Below are 25,550 nucleotides of genomic sequence, written 5' to 3'. Positions count from 1 at the left end.
CAGCTCCGGCCGGGGGTCGCCCGGTGAGAGAGGGTCAGCCGGTGAAACCGACGATCGACCAGTCGTAGGTCTTGTAGCCTTCGGCGCCCAGGTTGGCGAGCGTCTTCTTGGCGGCCTGGATGTCGGGGCGCTGGTACAGCGGGATCGTGTGCACCATGTCCCAGATCATCTTGTCGGCCGCGTTGGCCTTCTCGATGGCCTTGGCCGGGTCCATCTCGCCCACGGCGTCCTCGATGGCGGCGTCCAGCTCGGGGTTCTCGGACTTCGGGAAGTTGCTCTCGGAGCCGGTCTTGTAGATCTGCGGCAGCGAGCCGATCGGCAGCGGCGTGCCGATCCAGGAGAACGGCACCAGGTCGAAGTCGCCCTTGATGATGTAGTCGGTGAAGAACTTGTCATCGGGGACCGCGCGGATCGACAGCTTGATGCCGGCCTCGGCCAGCATCGCCTGGGTCAGCTCACCCTCGGTCTTGGCGTACGGCACGCCCGCGGGCACCACGAAGGACAGCTCGAACTCCTTGCCGTCCTTCTTGCGGGTCGCGCCCTCGCTCTCCTGCTTCCAGCCGGCCGCGTCGAGCAGCTGCTTGGCCTTCTCGACGTTGTACTTGCCGAGGTCGCCGGAGTTGTCGACGTAACCCTTGTGGTTGTTCATGAAGACGTGGTTGCCGAGCGTCTGCAGCGGCCAGTCCATGTCCTTCAGGTCGGACTGCGTGATCACGTCACGGTTGATCGCGTAGGCCACGGCCTGGCGGACCGACTTGTCCTTCAGGAACTCGCTCTGGTTGTTGACGGTGATGTGCCGCCAGTTGGGGCTGAGCGCCTTGCGGATGTCCACGTTCGGGACTTCCTTGGCCCGCTTGAGGTCGGCGGGGCTGCCCGGCGGGATCTCCACCATGTCGAGTTCGCCGTTGGCGAAGGCGTTGACCTGCGCGGCGGGCGTCTCGATGGTACGGAAGATGACCTTGTCGAGCTTGGCCTTCTTGCCCCACCACTTGTCGTCACGCACGACGGTCAGCGTCTTGGTGCCCTCGTCGATGCTCTCGATCTTGAAGGGGCCCGCGGTGACCGGAACCTTCTGCAGGTAGTCCTTGTCGAACACGTCGGGCGAGTCGATGTGCTTGGCCGGCATGAGGGGCGAGAACAGGCCCTGCCACTCCGGGTACGTCTTGGAGAAGGTGACGACCACGACCCGGTCCGAGTCGCCCTTGGCGACCGACTCGATCCGGTCGTAACCGTCGGTGGAGGCCGGCTTGTACTTCTTGTTCTCGCCGTTGTTGGCCTTCCAGGCCGCCTCGAAGTCCTTCCACGTGATCGGCTCGCCGTCCGACCAGGTGGCCTTCTCGTTGATGGTGTAGGTGATGACCTGCTTGCCGGACGCCGTGTCCACCTTCACGTCGGTGAGGTAGTCGGGGTTCGGCGTGAAGTTGGCCTCCTCGTCCGCCACCATCACGCTCGGCAGGAAGGTGTCACGCATCTCCGTCGTGTCGGCCTGGTTGCCGTCCACGTGGTAGGGGTTCCACTGGCTCGGCCACTGGCCGACGGGCAGGGTGAGCGTGCCGCCGTCCTTCACCTGCTCGTAGGGAACGGGGTTGATGCTGATGGCCGGGGTCTCCGACATCTGCTGCTGAGCCTGCTGCGACTGCTCGGCGCTCGGCTGCTTGGTCTCGGAGCCGCCGCCACCACAAGCCGCCACGGCCATGGCCAGGACCGCCAGCCCAGCGGCCGCACGGTAATGAACCTTCACTCTTCCTCCTGATTGTCCGAGGCCGTGATGACCTCGACTTCCTCCGCGTAGTGGCAGGCGGCGCCGTGATCGGCGCTCGTCAGCCGGGCAACCGAGGGCTCTTCGTCCACACACCGCTGCCGCTCGCCCTCGCTGAGCCGGGCGAACTTGGGGCAACGGGTGCGGAACCTGCATCCGGACGGGGGGTCCGCCGGGCTGGGCAGGTCGCCTTCGAGCAGGATCCGCTTGCGGGTGCGTTCCATCTCGGGGTCGGGCAGCGGGATCGCCGACAGCAGGGCCTGCGTGTAGGGGTGCGCGGGCCGGTCGTAGACGTTCTCCACCGCGCCGATCTCGGCGATCCTGCCGAGGTACATGACGGCCACCCGATCCGCCAGGTGCCGTACCACGGCGAGGTCGTGCGCCACGAACAGGTAGGACAGGCCCAGCCTGTTCTTCAGCTCCTCCAGCAGGTTGATCACGCCTGCCTGGATCGACACGTCCAGGGCCGAGACGGGCTCGTCCAGGACGAGCATCCTGGGCTCCAGGGCCAGCGCGCGGGCGATGCCGATGCGCTGCCGCTGGCCGCCGGAGAACTGCTGCGGGTAACGCTCGGCGTGCTCCGGCGCGAGACCGACGAGCTGCAGCAGCTCGGCGACCTTGGCGGCGACGTCCTTCTTGCCGTGCGCGCGCAGCGGCTCGGCGATGATGTCGCCGATCGGCATGCGCGGGTCGAGCGCCGCCATGGGGTCCTGGAAGACGATCTGCAGGTCCCGCCGCAGCTCGCGGCGGGCCGCCTTGTCCAGCTTGCCGCTGTCCTTGCCGAGCACGACGACGCGGCCGTCCTGCGGCGGCTCCAGCTGCATGATCTGCTGCAGCGTGGTGGTCTTGCCGCAGCCGGACTCGCCGACCAGGGCCAGCGTCTCTCCTTCGGCGATGTCGAAGCTGATGCCGTCCACCGCGTACACGGTGCCGACGCGGCGCTTGAAGATGGCGCCCTTCATCAGCGGGTAGTGCCGCTTCATGCCGTCGAGCTCCAGCACGGTCGCGCGCTCGGCGCGCGGCACTCGGACGACGTCGCTCGGCGGGATGACGGGCACGGGGAACACGTCCGCCCCGGTCAGGCCCTTGTGCTCGATCTCGTGCGCGCGGATGCAGGCCACGTGGCGTCCCCCGCCGAACGGGGTCAGCGGCGGCTCCTCCTCGTCGCACATGTCGACCTTCATCGGGCAGCGCGGCGCGAACGGGCAGCCGGGCGGCAGCGAGGCGGGCGACGGCGGGTTGCCGTCGATCGGCACCAGCGGCCCCTCCTCGCCGTCGACCCTGGGGATCGAGGCGAGCAGGCCCATCGTGTACGGCATGCGCGGCCGGTAGTAGATGTCGTCCACCGGCCCCTGCTCGACCGGGCGGCCCGCGTACATGACGAGCACCCGGTCGGCCATGCCGGCGATGACGCCGAGGTCGTGGGTGATCATCACGATGCCGGCGCCGGTCTCCTGCTGCGCGGTCTTGAGCACCTCCAGGACCTGCGCCTGGATGGTGACGTCGAGCGCGGTGGTCGGCTCGTCGCAGATCAGCAGGTCGGGGTCGTTGGCGATGGCCATGGCGATCATCGCGCGCTGGCGCATGCCGCCGGAGAACTCGTGCGGGAACGCCTTGGCCCGCAGCCGCGGGTTGGGGATGCCCACCAGGTCGAGCAGGTCCACGGCGCGCTTGGCCGCCTTGTCCTTGCCCACCTTCTGGTGCACGCGGACGGCCTCGGCGATCTGGTCGCCGATGGTGTAGACGGGCGTGAAGGCCGACAGCGGATCCTGGAAGATCATGCTGATCGCCTTGCCGCGTACCTTGATCAGCTCGTCTTCCTGCATGCCGAGCAGCTCTTGGCCATGCAGCTTGACCGAGCCGTCCACCACCGCGTTCTTGGGCAGCAGGCCCATCACGGCCAGCGACGTCACGGACTTGCCCGAGCCGGACTCGCCCACGATGCCGAGCACTTCGCCGCGCTCGACCTCGTAGCTGACTCCGCGCACGGCCTCGATGCCGCCTGGGAAGGTGACGGTGAGGTCCTTGACCTCCAAGATGCTCACGAGTTGCTCCCCGGGTCGAGTGCGTCACGCAGCCCGTCGCCGATCATGTTCACGCTGAGCACCAGCGCGACCAGCAGGCCGGCGGGGAAGGCGAACAGCCACGGGTAGCCGGTGGCGTTGCGCGAGCCCTCCGCGATCAACGTGCCGAGCGAGACGTCGGGCGGCTGGATGCCGAAGCCGAAGAAGGACAGCGCCGCCTCGCCGATGATCGCGCCACTGACGTTCAGCGTCGCGTCGATGATCAGCAGCGACGACAGGTTGGGCACGATGTGCCGCATGATGATCTTCCAGCGCGGGATGCCCATGTAGACGGCGGCCAGGACGTACTCGCGCTCGCGCAGCGAGAGCGTCATGCTCCGCACCACCCGTGAGGTGATCATCCAGGAGAACGCGGCCAGCAGCACCACGAACCACAGCCAGGACGCGCCGTCCTTCAGCTGCGGCGAGACGATCGCGATGATGAGGAAGCTGGGCAGGACGAGGAGCAGGTCCACGCCCCACATGAGGGCCTTGTCCACCCAGCCGCCGAAGTAGCCGGCGAACGCGCCCACCAGCGCGGCCAGGCCGGTGGAGATCAGCGCCACCAGCAGGCCGATGACGATCGACTTCTGCATGCCGCGCAGCGTGACCGCGTACATGTCCTGGCCGATCGAGGTGGTGCCCCACCAGTGGTCGGCGCCCGGCGGCGACAGGAAGGCGAGGAAGTCCTTGTCGGTCCAGTCGTACGGGCCGATGAAGGGGCCGACGTAGGCCAGCGCCACCAGCAGGATCAGCGCGATGACCCCGTAACGGGTCTGCTTGTTGCGCAGCAGGCGCCTCAGGACGACTTTCGATCGCATCTTCTAGCTCACCCGCACCCGTGGATCGAGGGCTGCCACCAGCAGGTCCGACAGGAACGACGCCGCGAGCACGCACACCGCGGCGAAGAAGGTCACCGCGGCCACCGAGTTCACGTCGTTCTGGTTGATCGAGTCGACCAGCCAGGCGCCCATGCCGTGCCAGGCGAAGATCTTCTCCGTGAACGTGGCGCCGGTGAACATCGTCCCGAACGCGAACGCGAAGTACGTCGCCGACGGGATCAGCGCCGTGCGCAGCGCGTGCTTGATGAGCGCCGTCCTGCGCCGCAGGCCCTTGGCCATCGCGGTGCGGACGAAGTCCTGGTTCAGCACGTCGAGCATCATGTTGCGCTGGATCCGGCTGTAGAACGCGATGGAGCCGAGGCTGAGGGAGATCGTCGGGAGGATGAGGTGGTTCAGCCGGTTGAGGAACTGGTCCCAGCCGGAGAGCCGGGGGTCGTACTCGCCGGTGTACTCGATCAGCGTGAACCCGAGCCCTCTGTTCAGGTTGTACGTCGCGATCGCCAGCAACGTGGCCAGCACGAACACCGGGATCGCCATGATGACGAAGGAACTGACCCCTATTAACCGATCACTGAGCTTGTACTGCTTGACCGCGGAGATCGCACCCAGCGCCACGCCCACCGCGAACCCCAGCAGGGTGCCGATGAGCAGGAGCCGGAGGCTGACCATGACCCGGCGGCCCATCTCGGCGTTGACCGAGCCGCCGTTCCAGGTCTTGCCGAAGTCTCCGGTGATGACGCCCGAGGCCCAGGTGGCGTAGCGCTCGAGCACGGGCGTCTTGTCGTTCAGGTTGTAGGCATCAAGTGTGGCGTCGATGGTCGCCTCGGGAACCGGGGGCTGCCGCCCCTCGTACGCCGCTCGCGGGTTCATGGTGGTGGCCGCGAGCATGTACGCCAAGCTTGCCGCGATAGCGACCAAGATCACATTTATCGCCAACCTGCGGAGCAGGTACTTGCCCATCACTCTCCGTTCGCGTTGATCGAGGGCGCGCACCCCTCGCGGAGCGACGCCTCCTCAACGGAAATCCCATCTCACATCGCGAAATTCACGTGACGCCAAGATGACTGATCACCGCGCAATATATAAGCAAAGCGATAACAGTCAGAATGGTGAAATATAACGGTCAGGTCACTCGCAATAGATCGCCCCGGCCCGCTCCGAGACCCGAAAAACAGGGGGTCACCTGCGGAAATGCGGCTGATCAGATGGTCGTTCCAGCGCCTCTCGCAGGGGCTTGTGTCACAGAATCCGGACATCAATTGACGGCCCCGATCGATGATCAACATCATATTCGGAGAGGCGGCGCTGTGAGCCTCAATCGATCTCCGCGAGCACGGCGGCCACGTCGTCGTAGGACTGCGCGACGCCGTCGGACTCCCCGTGACGGTGACGCTCCAGCCGGACGGCGCCGAGATGGCGGATCTCGTAGATCAGCGAGCGCCAGGCCGCGGCGGGGGTGCGCTCCTGCTTCCCGTACGTCTCCCAGAACGCCAGCCGCTCGTCCTGCTTCGCGTTCGCCATCCTGATCGTCCAGTCGGCGGCCGGGTCGCCCCACCACGTACGGTCGAAGTCGAGCACCCCCGTCAGCGTGGGCTCGGGCGCCTTTTCGGCGATCATGGTGTTGACCGTCCACAGGTCGCCGGTGAGCAGGCGCGGCTCGGTGATCTCGTCGAGCACGTCACGCCGCTCCTCCGCCAGCGCGGCGGCCTTACGCAGGTCGGCGGCGTGCAGGCCGGCGTCTTCCGCGTCCGCCGCCAGCTCGCGCAGGGCGCCTGCCACGGCCTCGCTCCACGTCCGGTACGCGGGCGCCGCCACCGGGCCGAATGCCGGGCCGCGCACGTCGTGGACCTTTCTGGTGACCTCCCCCATCTTCCTGAAGAAGCTCGTCCAGGTGGGGCGGGGGTAGCCGGGCAGGCCGTCGGGGGCCGGCACGCCGTCCAGGAGCGTCTGCACGAGGTAGTCGCGGCCGATCAGCTCGTGCGACCAGTCAGCGGCGATGATCCTGGGCATCAGCGGGGCGATCGGGGCGAGGTAGGGGGCGGTCGCGTACTCGTTGCGCATCAGCTCCCGCTCGGAGCGGGCCTGACGGGCGGGCTCCGGCGCGAACCGCATCACCACCGGCCGGTCCCGCCCCTCGATCGTCACCTTGTACGTGGTGTTGTACATGCCGAGCCCCAGCTCGACCGCCTCCACGACGTCGCGGCCGAACACCCGGCGGCTGATCTCCTGGAGGTGGGCGGGGGTCACGGGCTGCTGGAACGCCTGGGCGGGGCGCTCGATCGGCTGGAAGTGCATGCCGACCATCATCCCGCCCCGCGACCACCGCCCAGGGCCGGAACGGAACCCGCGGCCGCCCGCAGAAAGAAGTCATCCGCCCCCAACGCCGCCACCACCTGCCCCGAGGTGTCACCCCCGGCCAACGCCTCACGTCGAGCTACCAGACTCGCGGCGAGCCACCAGCCTCACGGCAAGCTACTACCGGACCGCGGCTCTGTAGAAGACTTCATCAGATGAAACTCGAACTTCATCTGATGAAGGGTCTAGGAATTCGGCCGGACTCGGGATAGCGTGCGGGTCCGTGGCTACTGATCCCCGCAGTGACGCGGCCCGGCACGTCCAGGTCGTACGCGCGCTCGGCGCCCGCATCGTCAACGGCGACCTCGCGCCGGGCACCTCCATCCCCATCGAGGAGGAGCTGGTCGGCGAGCTGGGCGTGGGCCGCTCGGCGGTGCGCGAGGGCGTGAAGGTGCTGGCCGGCAAGGGCCTGCTGGAGACCAGGAGGAGCGCGGGCACGATCGTGCGGCCCCGCGAGTCGTGGAGCCTGCTCGACGCCGACGTGCTGAGCTGGCGCTTCGAGCCCGAGCCGCGCCCGGAGGACATCCGGGTGCTGGCCGACCTGCGGGTCGCGCTGGAGCCCGGCGCCGCGAGGGTGGCGGCCGAGCGGGCCGACGCGGCGGCGCTGCGCCGCATCGACGAAGCCCTGGCCGCGCTGTACGCCACGGCCGACGACCCCGAGCCGTTCATCGAGGCCGACCTGGCCTTCCACCAGGCGGTGTTCGCCGCCGCCGACAACGACCTGCTGCTCTACCTCTACGACATGATCAGCATCGCCCTGCGGTCCGTGCGCCAGGTGCACACCCGCTCGGTGGCGCACAACAAGGAAACGCTGCCGAACCACGAGCGCGTGGCCCAGGCCATCAGGCGCCGCCACCACCGCAAGGCCGAGGAGGCCATGCGCACGGTGGTCGAGGTGGCCCGCGCCGACGCCGAACAGCACGTACGTCTCTGCTGCTAGAAATGAGCCTCCCCTTGGACGTCCTCCTCGACGTCGACGGCCCGGTGGCCGTCGTCACCCTCAACAGACCCGCCAAGCTCAACGCCATCACCCCCGACATGGCCGCCGCGCTGCGCGCCTGCCTGACCAGGGTGGACGCCGACCCGCAGATCAGGGTGGCCGTCCTGACGGGGGCGGGCGAGCGCTCGTTCTGCGTCGGCAGCGACATCCGCGAGCTGGACGAGTACACGACGCCGTGGGAGTTCCGCAACCGCGGCGACTACGGCGACGCCGTCCGCGCGCTGCGCAAGCCGATCATCGCGGCGATCAACGGTTACGCCTACGGCGGCGGCCTGGAGCTGGCGCTGGCCTGCGACATCCGGCTGGCGTCCGAGACGGCGACGTTCGCCGCGCCGGAGATCAAGCTGGGCTGGATCGGCGGCAGCGGCCAGTCGGCGCTGCTGGCGCACGCGGTGGGCCCGAGCAACGCGGCCACGATGCTGCTGACCGGCGACCCGATCGACGCCGCCCGCGCGCTGTCGTGGGGCCTGGTCACCGAGGTGCGCCCGCAGGACAAGCTGATGGCGGCGGCCGAGGAGCTGGCCGCCACCATCGGCAGGCGTCCGCCGATCGCCGCGCAGACCGCCAAGGCCAACCTGGGCGCCGCCTACTCGATGCCGCTCGACCAGGCCATCAGGTACGAGCGCGACCTGCAGACCGTCTGCTTCGCCACGGCCGACGCCGCCGAGGGCAGGGCCGCGTTCGCCGCCCGCCGCGAGCCCGTCTTCGAGGGACGCTGACATGGGCGTGCTCGACGGCTACCGGGTGATCGACCTGTCCATCGCGATGGCGGGGCCGCTGGCCGCGATGCGGCTCGGCGACCTCGGCGCCGACGTGGTCAAGGTGGAGCCGGTCACGGGCGAGTGGCAGCGTCACGCCCCGGCGGGCGGCGCGACCGGCACCAAGGTCAACGCCTCGTTCCTGTCGCTCAACCGCAACAAGCGCAGCCTCGCGGTGAACCTCAAGTCCGAGGCGGGCCGCGAGATCGTGCACCGGCTGGCCGCGACGGCCGACGTGTTCCTGCAGAACTACCGGCCGGGCGTGGCCGAGCGGCTCGGCATGGACCACGGCACGATCAGCGGGCTCAACCCGTCCATCGTGTACGTCTCCATGTCCGGCTACGGCGAGACCGGGCCCTATGCCGCCCGGCCGGGCCAGGACCTGCTGCTGCAGGCCATGAGCGGGGCCATGCTGAGCACGGGCAGGCAGGGCGACCCGCCGGCGCCCGCGGGCTCGTACGCGATCGACGCCATCACCGCCTACAGCGCCTTCGAGGGCGCGCTGGCCGCGCTGCTGCACCGCGAGCGGACCGGCGAGGGCCAGCGGGTGAGCGTGAACATGCTGGACGCGGCGGTCGCCGTGCAGATGCAGGAGCTGTCGATCTTCACGGTCGGCAAGGTGCCGCAGCGGCGCGGCCGCGAGCCGCACGGCCACACCTACATCAGGGCCCCGTACGGCGTCTTCGCCACGAAGGACGGCTACGTCGCGCTCGCCATGCCCCGGCTGGACGGCCTGGCCGTGGCGCTCGGCCTGCCGGAGCTGGCCGCGATGGACGGCGACGCCGACGGCCACACCAGGCGCGACGAGATCACCGCGCTGGTCGCGTCCCGGCTGCCTGAGCGCACGACGGCAGAGTGGCTGGAGATCTTCGCCCGCCACGACCTGTGGGCCGGCCCGGTCTACGGCTACGCCGACCTGGTCGCCGACCCGCAGGTCGAGCACAACGGCTCGTTCGTCACCTACGAGCACCGCACCGAGGGCACGGTCACCACGCCCGGCTTCCCCTACGGCCTCAGCGCCGCCCCGCCGGAGGTGCGCAGGGGCGCGCCGCTGGTGGGCGAGCACACCAGGGAGCTGCTCGCGGAGCTCGGCTACCCGGCCGAGCGCGCCGCCGAGCTGGTGGCGGAGGGCGTGCTGGCATGCGAGGACTGACCTGGGACCATCCGCGCGGGTACGCGCCGCTGGAGCGGCTGACCCGGCTCGACCAGGCGGGCGAGCACCCGTACGGGCGGGTGCCCGAGCCGATCAGGTGGGACAGGCAGCCCCTGGAGGGGTTCGAGTCCGAGCCGATCGCGACGCTGGCCGAGACGTACGACGTGCTGGTGATCGACCATCCAGGGCTGGGTGCGGCGGTGGACGCGCTGGTGCCGATGGAGGAGCTGTTCGCCCCTGAGGAGCTGGCCGGGCTGCGGTTCGCGGGCCGGTCATGGGAGAGCTACCGGCTGGACGGCCGCCAGTGGGCGCTGCCGCTGGACGCCGCGGCCCAGGTGGCCGCCGCCCGGCAGGGCCTGCGGGTGCCGGGCACCTGGCCGGAGGTGGCCGCGCGGGCGCGGGGCGCACGGTTGGCGCTGTGTCTCGGCGGGCCGCACGCGTTCCTCATGTTCTGCGCGCTGACCTGCGGCGACTTCCTGGACGAGGCGGCCGGCGAGCGGGCGCTGGAGCTGATGGCCGAGCTGCTGGCGCACGCGGACCGCGAGGTGTCGCTGCTCGACCCGATCGGCGTGCTGGACGCGATCGCGGCGGGCCGGATCGACTGGTGTCCCCTGCTGTACGGCTACGTCACGTACCCGCTGGCCTTCTCCGACGCGCCCGCCTGGCCCGGCGGTCCGCCCGGCAGCGTGCTGGGCGGCACCGGCCTCGCGGTCTCGCGCCGCGCCGCCGGCAAGCGCGAGTCAGTGCGGACGCACCTGCTGCGGCTGACGTCGGAGCCGGTGCAGGCCGGGCTGTTCCCGGCCACCGGCGGGCAGCCGGCCGCGCACTCCGTCTGGGAGAACGGCGACGGCTTCTACCGCGACACCCGCGCGACCTTGGAGGCCGCCTGGATCAGGCCGCGCTTCCCCGGCTACATCGAGCGGCAGCGGCGCTCGTCCGCGATCGTCCGCGACGGGCTGCTGGCCGGGACCCCGCCCAGGAGCCTGCTGAAGGAGCTGCACGAGGAATGGAGGACGACTTGACCACGGCGCTCGTCACGGGAGCCGCCGGCGCGCTCGGCGGCGCGATCGTGCGCCGCCTGACCGCCGACGGCCACCGGGTGGCGGCACTCGACGTCGACGCGGGCGGCCTGGCCGGCGCGCTCACCCTGAAGACCGACCTGCGCGACCCGGCCGCGATCGAGGCGGCGTTCGCCGAGACGGCCGAGCGGCTCGGCCCGGTCGGCATTCTCGTCAACAACGCCGCCGTCTACCCGGCCAGGCCGTTCCTCGAGGTGCCGCCCGCCGAGTACGACGAGGTGGTGGCGGTCAACCAGCGCGCCTACTGGCTGTGCGCGCAGCACGCCGCCAAGCACATGCTCGATCTCGGCGGCGGCGCGATCGTCAACGTCGCCTCGATCACCATGCACGGCGGCTGGTCCGACCTGGCCGCGTACGTCTCGACCAAGGGCGCGGCGGCGGCGCTCACCCGGGCGCTGGCCCGCGAGCTGGGCCCGCGCGAGATCAGGGTCAACTGCGTCTCGCCCGGCGCGTTCCCGACGGCGGCCGAGGAGATCCACGAGGACCTGGAGGCGTACAACCGCATGGTGCTGGAGCGGCAGGCGCTGCAGCGGCGCGGCACGCCGGACGAGCTGGCCGCCGTGGTGTCGTTCCTGACCGGCCCCGACGCCTCCTTCGTCACGGGCCAGACCATCGAAGTCAACGGAGGGTGGGTGATGGCATGATGCCGAACCGCGGCCGGCTGGCCGAGCTGACGGGCGATCCGAGCGCGGCCGGCGGGGTCCGGCTGGTGACGCTGGGCGACGGCGTCGAGCGCGGCATCAGGACGCTGGAGTTCCGCACCGGCTCTGGGCTGGCGTTCGACGTGCTGGTGGACCGGTGCATGGACATCGGGCACGCCGAGCACGCCGGGCGCGCCTTCGGCTGGCGCTCCCCCACCGGCTTCCGGCACCCCGGGCTGCACGAGAACAACGACGAGGACGGGCTGTCGTGGCTGCGCTCGTTCTCGGGGCTGATCGTGACGGCCGGGCTCGACCACACGCTGTTCGGCGGCGACGTGCCTGCCGAGGGCTACCGGTATCCGCCGCGCGCGTCCGTACGGCACGGGCTGCACGGCCGGGCCGGGAACCTGCCGGCGCGGCTGACCGGCTACGGCGAGCGGTGGGACGGCGAGCGCTGCGTGCTGTGGGCGGAGGGCGAGATGCGGCAGGCGGCGGTCTTCGCCGAGAACCTGCGGCTGGTCCGCCGGATCGAGGCCGACCTGGGCGGCGACGAGATCCGGCTGACCGACACAGTGACGAACGCCGGGTTCGAGCCGACGCCGCACATGTACCTGTACCACATCAATCTGGGCTGGCCGCTGCTCGACGAGGGCGCCAGGCTGGAGGCCGACGTCCGCGAGACGCTGTGGCGGAGCGACAGCGTCGCCGAGCAGAAGGCCGACCACGTCGTCTTCCCCGGGCCGGCGCCGGGGTTCGTGGAGCAGGTGTACGAGCACGCGCTGGTGCCGCGCTCCGACGGGCTGCACCGGGTGGCCGTGGTCAACGACCGGATCGGCATGCGGGTGGCCGTCGAGTGGCGGGCGGCGGAGTTCCCGTACTTCTTCGAGTGGCTGAACCTGCGCTCGGGCAACTACGCGGTCGGTCTCGAGCCCTCCACCCACCACGTGGCGGGCGACGCCGCGGCCCGCCAGGACGGCAGCATGATCTGGCTGGGCCCGCAGGAGTCGCGCAGCTACCACACGACGTTCAGGGTGGAGGCCGCCTAGATCTGGTACGCGCGGCGGGCGGTCCCGGCGAAGACGGCGGCCCGCTCGTCCTCCGACAGGCCGGCGCACAGCTCGTCGGCGGCCGCCACGACCTGGTCGTAGCGGGCGGCGAGCAGGCAGACCGGCCAGTCGGAGCCGAACATCACCCGCTCGGGCCCGAACGCCTCCAGCACGGTCTCGGCGTACGGCCGCAGGTCGGACACCCGCCAGGACGTGTGTTCGGCCTCGGTGACCATGCCGGAGAGCTTGCAGAAGACGTTCGGGTACGCGGCCAGCTCCCTGATGTGGCCGCGCCACGGCTCCAGCTCGCCGCTCGCGATCGGTGGCTTGGACAGGTGGTCGAGCACGAACGTCAGCTGGGGCAGCGCGGCCACCGTCCCGATCGCGGAAGGGAGCTGGTGCGGCAGCGTGAGCAGGTCGTAGGCGAGCCCGGCGGCGGCCACGCCGGCCAGCCCGCGGCGCACGTCCGGCCGGTCGAGCCAGGCCGGGTCGGGCTCGGACTGCACGCCGTGGCGCACGCCCACGAGCCCCGGCGGCAGCGCGGCCAGCGTGTCCGCGACGCCCGGCGCGGTGAGGTCGATCCATCCGACCACGCCGGCGACCAGCTCGGACGCGGCTGCGAGCGCGAGGAACTCGCGGGTCTCGTCGAGGTCGGGCAGCACCTGCACGAGCACCGTGCGCGTCACGCCGGCCGCCGCGGCGTGCCCGGCGAGGTCGTCCAGCGTGTACGTGCGCCGCACCGGCGCCATCGGCTCCGGGTCGAGCCAGGTGTGCGGGCGGGTCGCCAGGTCCCAGACGTGGTGGTGGGCGTCGATACGGCTCACGGCTTTCCTCCGATGTTTCAACGAAATTACGCCGGGTCTGGACAGATGTCGACAGTGTGACGTAAAGATACATCCCATGTATAGGGCGATTCTCGCCCTTGGCTCGTGCTCACGGCAGTGCGCACCCGGCACTGACCCCGGGCAGCCGGCTCGTCGCCCCCCGGGCGAGCGTCCATCCCCCACCCCACCGAACAGGAGCAACCGTGACGAACGACGGCTACACCCGCCGAGGCGTGCTCGCGACCGGTCTGACGGCCGCCGCCGGATCCCTGCTCGTGAACGGCGTCACGGCCGGCCCCGCCTGGGCCGCCGCCGGCGACGACGCCCTGACCCTCTGGTACACCCGCCCGGCCGCCGAGTGGCTGGAGGCGCTGCCCGTCGGCTGCGGCCGGCTGGGCGCGATGGTCTTCGGCGGCGTGGCCACAGAACGGCTCCAGCTCAACGAGGACAGCATCTGGGCCGGCGGCCCGCACACCTACGACAACCCCGAGGCGCTGGGCGCGCTCCCCCAGATCCGGCAGTGGGTGTGGGAGGACAAGTGGAAGGCGGCCCAGAACCTGGCCGACCAGAAGTTCCTCGGGCAGCCCAGCGAGCAGGCGCCGTACCAGGTGCTCGGCGACCTGACGCTGACCTTCCCCGGCTCCGAGGAGTTCACCGACTACCGCCGCGAGCTGGACCTGACCACCGCCGTCACCTCCGTGAGCTTCGTGCGCGACGGCGTGCGGCACACCCGGGAGGTCTTCGCCGGCAACCCCGACCAGGTCATCGTGGTCCGGCTGAGCGCCGACCAGCCGGGCTCGGTGACGTTCCAGGCCGCCTTCTCCAGCCCGCAGGACGTCACCTCTTCGGCGGCCGGGAGCGACACGATCGCGCTCGACGGCGTCAGCGGCGACACCCAGGGCCTGAAGGGCGAGGTGCGCTTCCGCGCCCTGGCCAAGGCGGAGGCCGAACGCGGCACCGTGCGCACCGAGGGCGGCACGCTGTCGGTCGAGGGCGCCGACGAGGTCACGCTACTCATCTCCATGGGCTCCAGCTACCGCAGCTACCGGGACGTCGGCGGCGACCCCGCCGAGGTGGCCGGGCGGTATCTCAAGCGGGCCAGCGGGCAGCCGTACGAGGTGCTGCGGCGCAGGCACGTACGCGACTACCAGGAGCTGTTCGGCCGGGTGTCGATCGACCTCGGCACGTCCGACGCGGCCGCGCTGCCGACCGACGAGCGCATCGCCCGCCAGCAGCTCGACACCGACCCGCAGCTCGCCGCGCTCTACTTCCAGTACGGCCGCTACCTGCTCATCTCCTCCTCCCGCTCCCCCGGCCACGCGGCGAACCTCCAGGGCGTCTGGAACGACTCCCTGGCCCCCGCGTGGGAGTCGAAGTACACGATCAACATCAACCTGGAGATGAACTACTGGCCGGCCGCGCCCGGCAACCTCATCGAGTGCATGGACCCGCTCTTCGACCTCATCAAGGACCTGTCGGAGACGGGCACGAAGACCGCGAAGACGCAGTACGGCGCCAAGGGCTGGGTCGCGCACCACAACACCGACGGCTGGCGCGGCACCGCGCCGGTGGACTTCGCCTTCTACGGCGTCTGGCCGACCGGCGGCGCCTGGCTCTGCCTGACCCTGTGGGAGCACTACCTCTACACCGGCGACGAGCGGCGGCTGCGCGAGCACTTCCCGCTGATCAGGGGCTCGGTGGAGTTCTTCCTCGACACGCTGCAGACCGACCCCAGGTCCGGCTACCTGGTGACGAACCCGTCGCACTCCCCCGAGGTCGGCCACCACGAGGACGACGACGAGAACGTCAGCATCTGCGCGGGCCCGACCATGGACATGCAGATCCTGCGCGAGCTGTTCGGGGCCTTCGCCGAGGCGTCGGAGGTGCTCGGGGCCGAGCCCGAGCTGGCGGCCAAGGCGTCGGAGGCGCGCGGGCGGCTCGTCCCCAACCAGATCGGGCACCTCGGGCAGATCCAGGAGTGGCAGGAGGACTACCGGGGCGACGCGGCGCTGTCGCGCAGCCGGCACATCTCCCACCTGTGGGGGCTGTTCCCCGCGCACCAGATCGACCCCAGGCTCTCGCCGGAGCTGGCCCAGGCCGCGCGGCGGACGCTGGAGCTGCGCGGCGAGGCGGGCGCCGGGTGGTCGCTGGCCTGGAAGATCAACTTCTGGGCGCGGCTGCTGGACTCCGTCGAGGCGTACAAGCGGCTGTCGAACCTGCTGGTGCCGGCGCGGACCGCGCCCAACATGTTCGACCTGCACCCGCCGTTCCAGATCGACGGGAACTTCGGCGGCACCTCGGGCATCACCGAGATGCTGCTGCAGAGCCACGCCGGCCAGGTGCACCTGCTGCCCGCCCTGCCCGCCGCCTGGCCGGCCGGGTCCTACCGGGGGCTGCGGGCCCGTGGCGGGTTCGAGGTGGACGTGGAGTGGGCCGGCGGCGCGCTGCGGCGCGGCCGGATCAGGTCGAACCTCGGGCGGCGGCTGACGCTGCGCACGGCGGGCCCTGTGACGGTCACCGAGCACGGCCGGCCGGTCAAGGCCGAGCGGCCGGAGCCGGGCGTGATCGTGCTGGACACCCGCCGCGGCGCCACCTACGAGGTCACCCCGTCCGCCTGAACCACCACGGCCTCTCCCGCACCTGCCGCGTTCTTGGGGCGGGTGCGGGAGGCCTCGCCGCGGGCGTGGGCGGCGAACAGGCGGGCGGCCTCCTCGGGGTCGCCCGCGGCCAGCGCCGCGACCAGGTCGTCGTGGTGACCGGCCATCGCGCCCCAGTCGCCGTCGTAGAGCGGGTTGCCCACGACGTGCAGGCTCCACAGGTTCGACTCGATCGTCCGCCACAGCCGCAGCAGGAAGGAGTTTCCGCAGGCCGCGCAGACCCGGCGGTGGAAGGCGAGGTCGGCGTCGCGGAAGGCGCCGATGTCGCCGTCGCGCGCCGCCTTGCGCATGGCCAGCACGTCGGCCGAGAGCTGGCGCAGCGTCTCGGGCTGGATGCGGGCGGCCGCACCTCGTGCGGCATACTCCTCCAGCAACACCCTGATGTCGCGAACCTCCCGGGCCTGCTCGTCCGAGATCTCGGCGACGTAGCTGCCTCGGTTCGGATAGGAGATGACCAGGCCCTCGTGCGCCAGCCGCTTGATCGCCTCACGCGCCGGTGCCTGGCTGGTGCCGACCCGGCGGGCGATCTCGGCTTCCACCAGGCGCTGCCCGGCCGTCAGCTCGCCCGAGACGATCCAGCCGCGCAGCAGCGCGTAGACGCGGTCGGACAGCAGCTCTCTGGGCAGCAGGCGGGCGGTGGGCGGCGCGATCTGCTGCTCCTGCCAGATGCGCGCCACCGTGGACTGCGAGAGGCCGAGCTGGGCGGCCATCGTCCTGGTGGACGGCACGGCGGCGCCGTCGGCCGCGGCGGCGATGACCCGCTCGGCCTCCTGCCGCTCGGGGCTGCGCGGGCGGCCCGGCCTGGGCGCGTCGTCGAGCCCGTCGATGCCGCGCTCGACGAAGCGGGCCCGCCACTTGGCGACCGTGGCGGGACTCACGCCGAGCCTGCTCGCGATCTCCTTGCGGGGCAGCCCCTCGGCACAGGCCAGGACGATGCGGCTGCGCAGCGCCTGGCCCTTGGCCGGCTCGCGCGCGGCCCACTCTCGCAGCGTGGCGAGCTCCTCGTCGCCCACCACCAGCCGCTTGTCGTCATCGGGTGCGTTCACGGGCTCACTTTAACGTACTTATGACTCAGTAAGCCGCTGGAAACGTTTTTGTAGCGTCACATATCCCCTTGACGACCCCATGTGACCAACGTATTAAATAATCGCTAATCGAGTACCGACCCATTAAAAGGCGTCGCAGATCTCGCCCCTTTGGAGGTGCGATGCGTTCCCCCCGACCGTCCCTCGCCCTATCGGCCCTCGGCTGCCTGCTCGTCCTGACCGGCTGCGGCGGGGGCGGCTTCGCCGGCGACTCCCAGGCGCGGCAGAACGAGGACGGCCAGGTCACCGTCCGGATGCTGGTGAACATCAGCCCGAACCTCACCCAGACGTACTGGGAGGGCCTGGTCAAGCCGTTCGAGCAGGCCAACCCCGGCATCGACGTCAAGATCGAGGCGCCGACCGGCAAGGGCGTGGCCGACACGCTGCCGCAGCAGCTCGCCGCGGGCAACGCACCCGACGTGGTCGAGACGCTGATGGCCGACGAGACGCTGGCCCAGCAGCTCCTCGACCTGACCGACCAGCCGTGGGCCAAGGACACGCCGCTCGCCGAGCAGGCCAAGCTGGGCGGCAGGATCTACACCGTCGGCGTCGGCGTGCAGGCCCAGTCTCTGGTCTTCTACAACAAGACCGCGTTCGAGAAGGCGGGCATCGAGGAGCCGCCGACCACGTTCGACGAGTTCGACGCCGCCATGGGCCGGCTCAAGGACGCGGGCTACCTGCCGCTGCAGACCGGCGGCGACTTCCTCACCGGGCTGCAGCTGCTGCAGCTGTCCAACCCGAGCAGGGCGCAGCTGCACCCTGCCTGGCAGCAGGACGTCAAGGCGGGCACGATCAAGGCGGGCGAGTCGCTGCTGCCCTACCTGGAGCGCTACCGCACCTGGATCGACAAGGGGTACGTCGACGAGAACGCGCTCGGCATGAAGTACGCCGACGCCGAGACCAATTTCCTGTCCGGCAAATCCGGCATGTACGTCATGGGGAGCTGGTTCACCGCCACCGAGGCCAAGGCGAAGAAGGACTTCGAGGTCGGCGTCTTCCCCGCCCCCGTCGACAAGGGTCAGACCTACCCGGGGCCACAGGGCGCGACCCTGGCGGCCCCGTACATGATCCTCAAGTCCACCCCCAACAAGGACGCCGCGCTCAAGCTCGTCCAGTGGCTCGTCACCGACCCCGCGGCGGTCAAGAGCCAGCTCGCCCAGGACGGCAACTTCCGCACCGGCGTCGAGCGCGAGTTCACCCCGCTGGAGAAGCAGGTCCAGGAGATCCTCGACCAGGCGCCGCAGGGCGTGCCGCAGGGTGAGGGCTACGGCGACGCCACCCTGCCCAAGGGCTTCAACGCCGCGTGGAACACCGAGGTCCAGGGCCTGTACGTGGGCAAGTCGCCCAAGGAGGTCGCGGAGGGCGTGGACCGCTGGGTGGCCTCCAAGTCATGACGCTCACCCGGGAGGCACCCCCGACCGTGCGACGGCCCCCCGTGGGCGAGCGCTCCAGGCGCCGCACCGAGGGCCTGGCGACCACGCTGATGGTGGCGCCGGCGACCGTGCTCTACGTGGTCATGCTGATCGTCCCGGTCGGCCTGGCCCTCTACCTGAGCCTGACCGACTGGGACGGCTTCAGCGCCGACCCCGCCTTCGTCGGCGCCGCCAACTACGTCACCCTGCTCGACGACCCCGAGCTGCGCCGCGCGGCGCTGGTCACCCTGCTCGTCGCCGCGGCCGGCACCGCCGGGCTCAACCTGTGCGGCCTCGGCTTCGCCCTCCTGGTGAACGGCGCCTCCCGGCTCAACACGTTCTTCCGGATCGTGCTGTTCTACCCGCACGTGCTCAGCGCCCTCGTGGTCGGCTTCCTCTGGTCGGCCATCCTCGGCACCACCGGCGCGGTCAACAACCTCATCACCACGTGGGGCGGCGAGGTGCTGCCGTTCCTGTCCGACCCCACGTGGGCCACCGTCACCATGATCGCGGTGCTGGTATGGGCCGGGTTCGGCGTCAACGTGGTGCTCTACCTGGCCGGGCTGCAGGCGGTGCCGCACTCGCTGATCGAGGCGGCCCGCATCGACGGGGCCACGCGGTGGCAGGTGTTCAGGAACGTCACGCTGCCCGCGCTGGGGCCGTCGGTGACGGTGAACGTCGTGCTGTCGCTGGTGACGCTGCTGAAGACGTACGACCTGGTCGTCTCGCTGACGGCGGGCGGCCCGGCCGGGCAGACGCAGACCGTCGCCTACCTCATCCTCTGGAACTCCTTCCACGACGCCCGCCTCGGCTTCGGCTCGGCGCAGTCGGTGATCCTCATGGTGGTCACGGCGGCGCTGGCGTTCGTGGTGACGAAGCTGCGCAGGCGCGGCGAGCTGGCGGTGCACCAATGAGAAAGACGTTCCTCTGGGCGGCCGCCGCCTTCATGCTCATCCCCCTGTACGTGCTGACCGTCAACGCCTTCAAGGGCCAGCAGGACATCCTGGCCAACCCGTTCGGCCTGGGTGGCCTGACCCTCGAACCGCTCGGCAGGGCGCTGACCAACCCGAATTTCAACGTGGCCAAGGGCTACGCGATCACGCTGCTGTTCGTGGTGGCGGTCAACGTGCTGTCGGTGGGGCTGGCCGCGCCCGCCGCGTACGTGATCGCCCGCAGCCCCAAGCGCCGCTTCCGCGTCCTCATGCTGTTCTTCCTGGCCGGCACCTTCATCCCCGGCCAGGTGCTGGTCATCCCCGTCGTGTACGTGCTCAAGACCCTGGGCCTGATGGGCACCATCCGGGGGTTCGTGCTGTTCGAGACCACGCTCACGCTGCCGTTCTCGATCTTCCTGTACGCCGGCTACATCGCGACCGTCCCCGCCGTGCTCGACCAGGCGGCGGCGGTGGACGGAGCGGGCAGGCTGCGGACGTTCTGGCAGATCGTCTTCCCGCTCATGCGGCCCGCGGTCGCCACGATGATCATCCTCAACACCTTCTCGGTGTGGAACGACTTCGTGAACCCGCAGATCATCCTCGGCCCCGGCAGCGGCCTCTACACCGTCACCACCGGCGTCTACGCGGCGGTCAGCCAGTACTCCACCGACTACTCGGTGGTCTTCCCGACGCTGCTGCTGGCCATCGCTCCCCTGCTCGTCTTCTTCGTCTTCATGCAACGGCACATCATCAGCGGCCTCACGGCAGGAGCTACGAAAGGGTGACCATGCGCGAGATCAGAGCGACCGTACCGCTCGGCGCGCCCCCGGCCTGGGCGGTGCTGGAACGCCGGCTGTTCGACGCCCTCGACGAGGCCTGGCGGGCCTTCGCCGGCCGCTACTGCGGGCCCGACGGGCGGCTGATCTACCACGGCCCGGCCGCCGACCGCGACGGGGCCGACGACTTCTACGAGGCGTTCTTCAACTGGCCGACCCTCTACCAGCTCGGCGGCGCCGACGACCTGCTCGGCGCGGTCAAGCAGCACTGGGAGGGCGTCACCGCCCAGCTCACCGAGCTGGGCTACCTGGTGGAGGAGTACGAGCGCGGCTACGACTGGTTCCACCAGGGCGAGTCGATGCTGCTGTTCTACGGCATCTGCGCCGCCGACCCGCGCGACGAGCGCTTCGCCGAGCGGGCCCGCCGCTTCGCCGAGCTGTACCTGCCCGGCTCCGCCAACTACGACGCCGAGCACGACATCATCCGCGCCCCGCACAACGGCGCCGTCGGCCCCCGCTACGGCCTGCAGTGGGAGTGGGCCTCCTACCACACCGACCTGGTCAGCATGCGGCCGTTCGGCCTGCCGCTGCGCGACCTGCCCGGCATCACCCGCTGGGAGGACCTCGGCGACCCGTGCAACGCCGCCCGCATGGGCGCCGCGATGAGCGAGCGCATCGGCCGCGGTGACGTCGCCGTCAACCTCGCCGCGACCAGCCTGGCCGTCAACGCCTGGCTGTACGACGGCGACGACCGCTACCGCGACTGGGCGCTGCGCTACATCGGCGCCTGGCAGCGCAGGGCCGAGGCCAACGACGGGATCATCCCCGACAACGTGGGCCCGTCCGGGATCGTCGGCGAGCTGCATGACGGCCGCTGGTACGGCGGCAACTACGGCTGGCAGTGGCCGCACGGCCTCTACAGCGTGGGCGCCGCCGCCGCGATCGCCGCCGTCAACGCCCACCTGCTGACCGGCGACGACGCCGCGCTCGCCATCGGCCGCGACCCCTTGGAGGCGGTGTACGAGCGCGCCACCCAGGCCGCCGTCACCGAGACCGAGATGAGCATCAGCGACCGCTGGCTGGCCGAGCTGGGCGACGAGGCCGGCAAGCCCACCATGCTGGTGCCCAACCGGCACGACGACTCCGGCTGGTTCGACTTCCAGCCGCCGCAGCTCGGCCTGCCCGTCTGGCTCTGGCACCGCTCGCCCGGCGGCGCGGACGCCGACCGGCTGGAGCGGCTGCGCCGCGCGTCCGGCTACGACTGGACGACCGTGCGGCCGTTCCGCAACAAGGAGGAGGCCGGGCACGAGGCGCCCTGGCTGGAGTACCTGCGCGGCGCCAACCCGGCCTACCCCGAACTGATGCTCACCACCGCGCTCGGCCAGGTGCAGCGCCGCATGGCGCTCATCGAGGCCGACGACGCCGACCTCGCCACCATCCACGTGCACCACTGGCAGCGGCTCAACCCCGTGCTCACCGAGGCGCTGCTGCAGCTCGTCACCGGCACCCCGCAGGTGCTCTACAACGGCGGCCTGCTGCCGGCCCGCCTGGCCTACTTCGACGCCGACCGCCACCGCCCCGGCCTGCCGCCCGACGTGGCCGCCCTGGTCAGCGCGGTCCGCGCGGACGGCGCCGAGCTGGAGCTGGTCAACCTCGGCCTCCGCAGCACCCGCCGCGTCGTGGTGCAGGCAGGACAGTTCGGCGAGCACGACATCGACCACGTCACCACCACCGGCTTCGCCGGTGACGGCTACCCGGGCGACCCCCGCGCCTACACCGCGCCCCCCATCCACGAGAGCGAGCAGGACGTGCCGGTGCACGGCCCGCGGCTGCTCGTGGAGCTGCCGCCCGGCCGCCGCATCCGGCTCGACCTGCACACGACCGCGCGCGTCCGCACGCCGTCACACCAGCACTACTGAGGAGTCACATGGACGAGGCCATCTGGGATCTCCCCGTTCGCGGGTCGCTGCCCGCGGACCCCGATCCCGCGCTCATCGCGGGGCTGTCCCGGATCAGCTCGGCCACCGCCTGCGCCAAGCTGCACGCCCAGGGCATCCGGCGGACCTTCATCGAAGGCCCGCGCCCCATCGCCCAAGGCCAGAAGATCGCCGGACGGGTCCGCACGCTGCAGTTCATGCCGCAGCGCGAGGACATCGCCTCCGGGCTCGGGCAGGAGTACGTCGAGCGGCACACGGCCCTGTGGCACGTGCTCGAGGACATCAGGCCGGGAGACGTGCTCGTGGTGCAGGCGTACGGGAGCGCCTACACCGGCTGCTTCGGCGACATGCTGGTCCGCTACTTCAAGCGCCGGGGCGGCGCGGGCATCGTCGTGGACGGCAGGATCAGGGACCTGCCCCGCGTCAGCGGCGTCGGCCTGCCCATCTGGTGCACCGGCGCCACCCCGCACTACGCCTCGCAGGCCGAGCTGTTCCCCTGGGCGTACGACGTGCCGGTGGCCGTGGGCGGGGCGCTCGCGCTGCCCGGCGACCTGTGCGTGGCCGACGACGACGGCGCCGTGGTGGTGCCGCTGCGCCGGGCCGGCCAGGTGCTGCAGGCCGCCGCCGACCACGAGCAGTGGGAGCGCTACAGCAGGGCCCGCATCGAGGAGGGCGGCGCGCTGTCCGACTACTACCCCCTCACCCCCGAGACCCGCGCCGAGTACGAACGGTGGCGGGAGGTTAAGGAGAGCCAGTGATCCTCAGGTCCATCGGCGCCGTCGCGTTACTCCTGGGCGGCCTGACCGCCCCGGCCACCACGTCCGCCGTCTCCGCCAGGACGTGCGACTACTACGTGGCCACCGACGGCAGCGAGCGCGGCGACGGCAGCGCCGGAAACCCGTGGAAGACCATCGAGCAGGCCCGCGACGCGCTCAGGAACCCGAAGTACCAGAAGAACTGCGACATCGTGGTCAACGTCAAGGCCGGTGACTACGTCGTCGACAAGACCATCGAGTTCACCGACGCCGACTCGGGACGCGACGGCCACACCATCACCTACCGCAGCGCCGACGGCCCCGGCAAGGCCCGCCTGGTCGGCGCCCGGCCGGTCACCGGGTGGGAGAAGTACAAGGACGACATCTACAAGACGAAGGTCGACCGGACCTTCTACACGCTCTTCGAGGACGGCGCCCGCGCCACCACCGCCCGCCACCCCAACAGGACCGCCGACGACCTCTGGTCGCCCTACCTGTTCTCGGTGACGCCCGAGGCCGAATACCAGGCCGTGCACAACTGGCTGTTCTTCGACCCCAAGGACATCCCGCAGGAGTGGGACGCCGACTTCGACCAGAACGCCCAGATGGTGGTCTGGTCGGGCGGGTCGTGGAGCTGGTTCACCGACCACGTGCCGCTCGGCGGCGCCGACTTCCGCAAGAACTTCTTCACCCTCAACCACGACAGCCGCTTCGCCCTGGTCAACAGCCGCAGCGGCTCCCGCTACTTCGTGCAGAACACGCTGCGCTTCCTCGACCAGCCCGGTGAGTACTACTTCGACTTCGCCAACAGCGAGGTCTACTACTGGCCGAAGACCTCCATCGACAAGGTCATGGCGCCCACCGTGAAGACGATCATCTCGCTGGCCGGCTCGTCGCCCGGCAAGCGGGTCGAGCGGCTCACCTTCGACGGGCTCGCCCTGCAGTACTCCGACTTCGTCAACTGGTACCGCTACGGCTGGAACTCCTCCGGCGACTCCGGCTACGAGCACAAGTACCCGATCTACGACCGGCAGATCGAGATGCCGCGCAACCGGTTCGGCATGATCACCCTGGAGAACACCCGCGACATCGGCCTGACCAGGCTGCACGTCTCCGACACCGGCTTCACCGGCATCTTCCTGCTCTTCGCGAACGAACGGGTCAAGATCGCCGACAGCCTGCTCGCCAACCTCGGCGGCGACGGCATCAAGGTCGAAGGCGGCTACCCCGGCGAAGGTGACATCTCCGGCCACCACACCATCAGCAACACCTACATCGACCACGTCGGCGAACTCGTCCCCGGCGACGCCTCCGGCATCGAGCTGATGAGCACCGGCCACAACGAGGTCAGCAACGTGGTCGTCAAGCACAGCGCCCGCTACGGCATCAGCCTGGAGGTCCGCCCCGAGATCGCCAACGCCGACAACTACGCCAGGGGCAACCGCTTCTCCTACATCCGCCTGGAGGAGACCGGCCTGGACAGCGGCGACATGGGCGCCTTCTACACCTACGGCGTGCACAACACCGAACCGCACGCCATCGACAACCACGTCACGCAGATGGTCATCGGGGACGTCATCAACGACCCCGCCGGCCAGATGCCCGACTCGGGGACGCGCGGCGTCCACATGGACGCCGGCGGCTGCGGCTTCTCCATCTCGAACATCGAGGTGGGCGAGGTGAGCGACGACAAGTACCAGTCGTACCAGTGCAACGAGGTCACGAACGCCAACTGGCAGGACGACTTCGACCCCTCGAAGATGGAGTACGACAAGATCGGCGTCACGACCACCTTCCCCTACCCCCTCCCCTCCTGACCACCTGGCGAGCGGCTGAGGCCGGTGCCCGGCACCGTCCGGACACCGGCCGCAGGCCGACTGACCGTCTGGCACGAGTCAGGGCGGTCGGCCAACCCGGGGCTCATCGACCCGCCAGGCGGCGCAGGTCGGCAACGTGTGCCACCGGCAAGCCCGGCCAGCCGCCAGGCCTGGTCGCGTCCTGCCGGGCGGCCTCGGGCGGTCGTGTTCCGGTCGGTCTCCTTGCCGGGGCGTCGGGCCCAGTGGCCCGGCGCCCCATCCACCCCCGCAGGACCTTGTCTCCTGGAGGACCCGTGTCCGATTCCACCCCCCACGGCCACACTCCTGCTCACCCCTCCGCCACTCCCCCAGCGCCCGATCCGGCCTCAGGACCCGCTACGGCCGCTCACCCTTCGCCGAGCTCTCCTCCGACCTCCGGAACCGCTACGGCCGCTCACCCTTCGCCGAGCTCTCCTCCGACCTCCGGAACCGCTACGGCCGCTCACCCTTCGCCGGGCTCTCCCCCGACCTCCGGACCCGCCTCGGACGCTCGCCCCGTGGCCGGCGCTGCTCCCACCTCCACGCCCTCCCCTGCCGCTTCTGTGACGCGGCGGGGGTTTCTTGTGCTGGGTGGGGTGGCCACGGCTTCCGTTGCGCTGGCCGGGCAGCCCCTTCCTTCC

20 protein-coding genes and 1 pseudogene are annotated in these 25,550 nt (G+C 70.6%); 14 read left to right on the top strand and 7 right to left on the bottom strand.

Annotation, left to right across the window (positions count from 1 at the left end; all coding sequences use genetic code 11):
• Nucleotides 1–34 precede the first annotated feature (34 nt).
• The 5 genes from AB0K28_RS14570 to AB0K28_RS14550 form a co-directional block, all read right to left on the bottom strand.
• Nucleotides 35–1,741 (bottom strand): ABC transporter family substrate-binding protein, encoded by a 1,707-nt coding sequence (locus AB0K28_RS14570; RefSeq protein WP_345400055.1) that lies wholly within the window; start codon nucleotides 1,739–1,741, stop codon nucleotides 35–37.
• Nucleotides 1,738–3,804 carry an ABC transporter ATP-binding protein gene (locus tag AB0K28_RS14565; protein WP_345400051.1) on the bottom strand — a complete coding sequence of 689 codons (2,067 nt, stop codon included), beginning with the start codon at nucleotides 3,802–3,804 and terminating at the stop codon, nucleotides 1,738–1,740. Before AB0K28_RS14565 ends, AB0K28_RS14570 begins: the two co-directional genes overlap by 4 nt.
• On the bottom strand, nucleotides 3,801–4,643 hold the full coding sequence (locus AB0K28_RS14560; RefSeq protein WP_364369382.1) for an ABC transporter permease: 843 nt from the start codon (nucleotides 4,641–4,643) through the stop codon (nucleotides 3,801–3,803). Before AB0K28_RS14560 ends, AB0K28_RS14565 begins: the two co-directional genes overlap by 4 nt.
• Before the next feature lie 3 nt (nucleotides 4,644–4,646).
• Nucleotides 4,647–5,624, bottom strand: coding sequence for an ABC transporter permease (locus AB0K28_RS14555; protein ID WP_345400045.1), 978 nt, complete (start codon nucleotides 5,622–5,624; stop codon nucleotides 4,647–4,649).
• Nucleotides 5,625–5,978: 354 nt separating this feature from the next.
• Nucleotides 5,979–6,959, bottom strand: coding sequence for an aminoglycoside phosphotransferase family protein (locus AB0K28_RS14550; RefSeq protein WP_364369379.1), 981 nt, complete (start codon nucleotides 6,957–6,959; stop codon nucleotides 5,979–5,981).
• A gap of 283 nt (nucleotides 6,960–7,242) precedes the next feature.
• On the opposite strand from AB0K28_RS14550, the gene AB0K28_RS14545 reads away from it, so the two are divergent.
• From AB0K28_RS14545 to AB0K28_RS14520, 6 genes are read left to right on the top strand one after another with little or no spacing between them, the layout of a single operon-like run.
• Entirely contained in the window at nucleotides 7,243–7,959 is a 717-nt protein-coding gene (locus AB0K28_RS14545; RefSeq protein ID WP_345400036.1) for a FadR/GntR family transcriptional regulator, read from the top strand.
• A 2-nt stretch (nucleotides 7,960–7,961) separates the two neighbouring features.
• On the top strand, nucleotides 7,962–8,738 hold the full coding sequence (locus AB0K28_RS14540) for an enoyl-CoA hydratase/isomerase family protein (protein ID WP_364369376.1): 777 nt from the start codon (nucleotides 7,962–7,964) through the stop codon (nucleotides 8,736–8,738).
• A gap of 1 nt (nucleotide 8,739) precedes the next feature.
• On the top strand, nucleotides 8,740–9,930 hold the full coding sequence (locus tag AB0K28_RS14535; protein WP_364369374.1) for a CoA transferase: 1,191 nt from the start codon (nucleotides 8,740–8,742) through the stop codon (nucleotides 9,928–9,930).
• The gene (locus AB0K28_RS14530) at nucleotides 9,918–10,952 is read left to right on the top strand and encodes a hypothetical protein (RefSeq protein ID WP_345400027.1); all 1,035 of its coding nucleotides are present in this window, start codon (nucleotides 9,918–9,920) and stop codon (nucleotides 10,950–10,952) included. The genes AB0K28_RS14535 and AB0K28_RS14530 overlap by 13 nt, the downstream gene beginning before the upstream one ends.
• Nucleotides 10,937–11,653, top strand: coding sequence for an SDR family oxidoreductase (locus tag AB0K28_RS14525; RefSeq protein WP_364369370.1), 717 nt, complete (start codon nucleotides 10,937–10,939; stop codon nucleotides 11,651–11,653). Before AB0K28_RS14530 ends, AB0K28_RS14525 begins: the two co-directional genes overlap by 16 nt.
• Nucleotides 11,650–12,696 carry an aldose 1-epimerase family protein gene (locus AB0K28_RS14520; protein WP_364369367.1) on the top strand — a complete coding sequence of 349 codons (1,047 nt, stop codon included), beginning with the start codon at nucleotides 11,650–11,652 and terminating at the stop codon, nucleotides 12,694–12,696. Before AB0K28_RS14525 ends, AB0K28_RS14520 begins: the two co-directional genes overlap by 4 nt.
• On the opposite strand, the gene AB0K28_RS14515 is transcribed toward AB0K28_RS14520, so the two are convergent.
• On the bottom strand, nucleotides 12,693–13,520 hold the full coding sequence (locus AB0K28_RS14515; protein WP_364369364.1) for an amidohydrolase family protein: 828 nt from the start codon (nucleotides 13,518–13,520) through the stop codon (nucleotides 12,693–12,695). The genes AB0K28_RS14520 and AB0K28_RS14515 overlap by 4 nt on opposite strands.
• Nucleotides 13,521–13,723: 203 nt before the next feature.
• Here AB0K28_RS14515 and AB0K28_RS14510 point away from each other — a divergent pair, with 203 nt between their 5' ends.
• Nucleotides 13,724–16,138 carry a glycoside hydrolase family 95 protein gene (locus AB0K28_RS14510; RefSeq protein WP_364369361.1) on the top strand — a complete coding sequence of 805 codons (2,415 nt, stop codon included), beginning with the start codon at nucleotides 13,724–13,726 and terminating at the stop codon, nucleotides 16,136–16,138.
• On the opposite strand, the gene AB0K28_RS14505 is transcribed toward AB0K28_RS14510, so the two are convergent.
• Complete coding sequence (locus AB0K28_RS14505; protein ID WP_364369358.1) at nucleotides 16,114–17,223, bottom strand: FCD domain-containing protein; 1,110 nt, start codon at nucleotides 17,221–17,223, stop codon at nucleotides 16,114–16,116. The two genes, AB0K28_RS14510 and AB0K28_RS14505, sit on opposite strands and share 25 nt — an antisense overlap.
• A 161-nt stretch (nucleotides 17,224–17,384) precedes the next feature.
• Between AB0K28_RS14505 and AB0K28_RS14500 the strand changes: the two genes are divergently transcribed.
• The 7 genes and pseudogenes from AB0K28_RS14500 to AB0K28_RS14470 form a co-directional block, all read left to right on the top strand.
• Nucleotides 17,385–18,656: an extracellular solute-binding protein gene (locus AB0K28_RS14500; RefSeq protein WP_364369355.1), complete on the top strand. Its 1,272-nt coding sequence runs from the start codon at nucleotides 17,385–17,387 to the stop codon at nucleotides 18,654–18,656.
• 26 nt (nucleotides 18,657–18,682) lie between these two features.
• Entirely contained in the window at nucleotides 18,683–19,588 is a 906-nt protein-coding gene (locus AB0K28_RS14495; protein WP_364369352.1) for a sugar ABC transporter permease, read from the top strand.
• A complete protein-coding gene (locus AB0K28_RS14490; protein ID WP_364369349.1) occupies nucleotides 19,585–20,391 on the top strand; it encodes a carbohydrate ABC transporter permease in 807 nt (268 codons plus the stop codon). The genes AB0K28_RS14495 and AB0K28_RS14490 overlap by 4 nt, the downstream gene beginning before the upstream one ends.
• A gap of 2 nt (nucleotides 20,392–20,393) precedes the next feature.
• Nucleotides 20,394–22,301, top strand: coding sequence for a hypothetical protein (locus AB0K28_RS14485; RefSeq protein ID WP_364369347.1), 1,908 nt, complete (start codon nucleotides 20,394–20,396; stop codon nucleotides 22,299–22,301).
• 8 nt (nucleotides 22,302–22,309) lie between these two features.
• On the top strand, nucleotides 22,310–23,077 hold the full coding sequence (locus AB0K28_RS14480) for a hypothetical protein (protein ID WP_364369344.1): 768 nt from the start codon (nucleotides 22,310–22,312) through the stop codon (nucleotides 23,075–23,077).
• Nucleotides 23,074–24,891 (top strand): right-handed parallel beta-helix repeat-containing protein, encoded by a 1,818-nt coding sequence (locus AB0K28_RS14475; RefSeq protein WP_364369341.1) that lies wholly within the window; start codon nucleotides 23,074–23,076, stop codon nucleotides 24,889–24,891. Before AB0K28_RS14480 ends, AB0K28_RS14475 begins: the two co-directional genes overlap by 4 nt.
• Nucleotides 24,783–25,550, top strand: a pseudogene (locus AB0K28_RS14470) (twin-arginine translocation signal domain-containing protein); the annotation flags it as partial. The gene AB0K28_RS14475 and the pseudogene AB0K28_RS14470, both read left to right, overlap by 109 nt.

It is taken from the genome of Nonomuraea sp. NPDC049504, assembly GCF_040676845.1.
GTDB classification, from domain to species: Bacteria; Actinomycetota; Actinomycetes; order Streptosporangiales; family Streptosporangiaceae; genus Nonomuraea; species Nonomuraea salmonea.
The sequence above is the reverse complement of the archived record's forward strand: the minus strand, read 5'-3'. Positions and strand labels throughout refer to the sequence as shown.

Excerpts from the sequence above, each read along its gene's own strand:
- AB0K28_RS14560 (WP_364369382.1), bottom strand. The coding sequence starts at position 4,643 with ATGCGATCGAAAGTCGTCCTGAGGCGCCTGCTGCGCAACAAGCAGACC.
- AB0K28_RS14555 (WP_345400045.1), bottom strand. The coding sequence starts at position 5,624 with ATGGGCAAGTACCTGCTCCGCAGGTTGGCGATAAATGTGATCTTGGTC.
- AB0K28_RS14550 (WP_364369379.1), bottom strand. The coding sequence starts at position 6,959 with ATGCACTTCCAGCCGATCGAGCGCCCCGCCCAGGCGTTCCAGCAGCCC.
- AB0K28_RS14540 (WP_364369376.1), top strand. The coding sequence starts at position 7,962 with ATGAGCCTCCCCTTGGACGTCCTCCTCGACGTCGACGGCCCGGTGGCC.
- AB0K28_RS14535 (WP_364369374.1), top strand. The coding sequence starts at position 8,740 with ATGGGCGTGCTCGACGGCTACCGGGTGATCGACCTGTCCATCGCGATG.
- AB0K28_RS14530 (WP_345400027.1), top strand. The coding sequence starts at position 9,918 with ATGCGAGGACTGACCTGGGACCATCCGCGCGGGTACGCGCCGCTGGAG.
- AB0K28_RS14525 (WP_364369370.1), top strand. The coding sequence starts at position 10,937 with ATGGAGGACGACTTGACCACGGCGCTCGTCACGGGAGCCGCCGGCGCG.
- AB0K28_RS14520 (WP_364369367.1), top strand. The coding sequence starts at position 11,650 with ATGATGCCGAACCGCGGCCGGCTGGCCGAGCTGACGGGCGATCCGAGC.
- AB0K28_RS14500 (WP_364369355.1), top strand. The coding sequence starts at position 17,385 with ATGCGTTCCCCCCGACCGTCCCTCGCCCTATCGGCCCTCGGCTGCCTG.
- AB0K28_RS14490 (WP_364369349.1), top strand. The coding sequence starts at position 19,585 with ATGAGAAAGACGTTCCTCTGGGCGGCCGCCGCCTTCATGCTCATCCCC.
- AB0K28_RS14485 (WP_364369347.1), top strand. The coding sequence starts at position 20,394 with ATGCGCGAGATCAGAGCGACCGTACCGCTCGGCGCGCCCCCGGCCTGG.
- AB0K28_RS14480 (WP_364369344.1), top strand. The coding sequence starts at position 22,310 with ATGGACGAGGCCATCTGGGATCTCCCCGTTCGCGGGTCGCTGCCCGCG.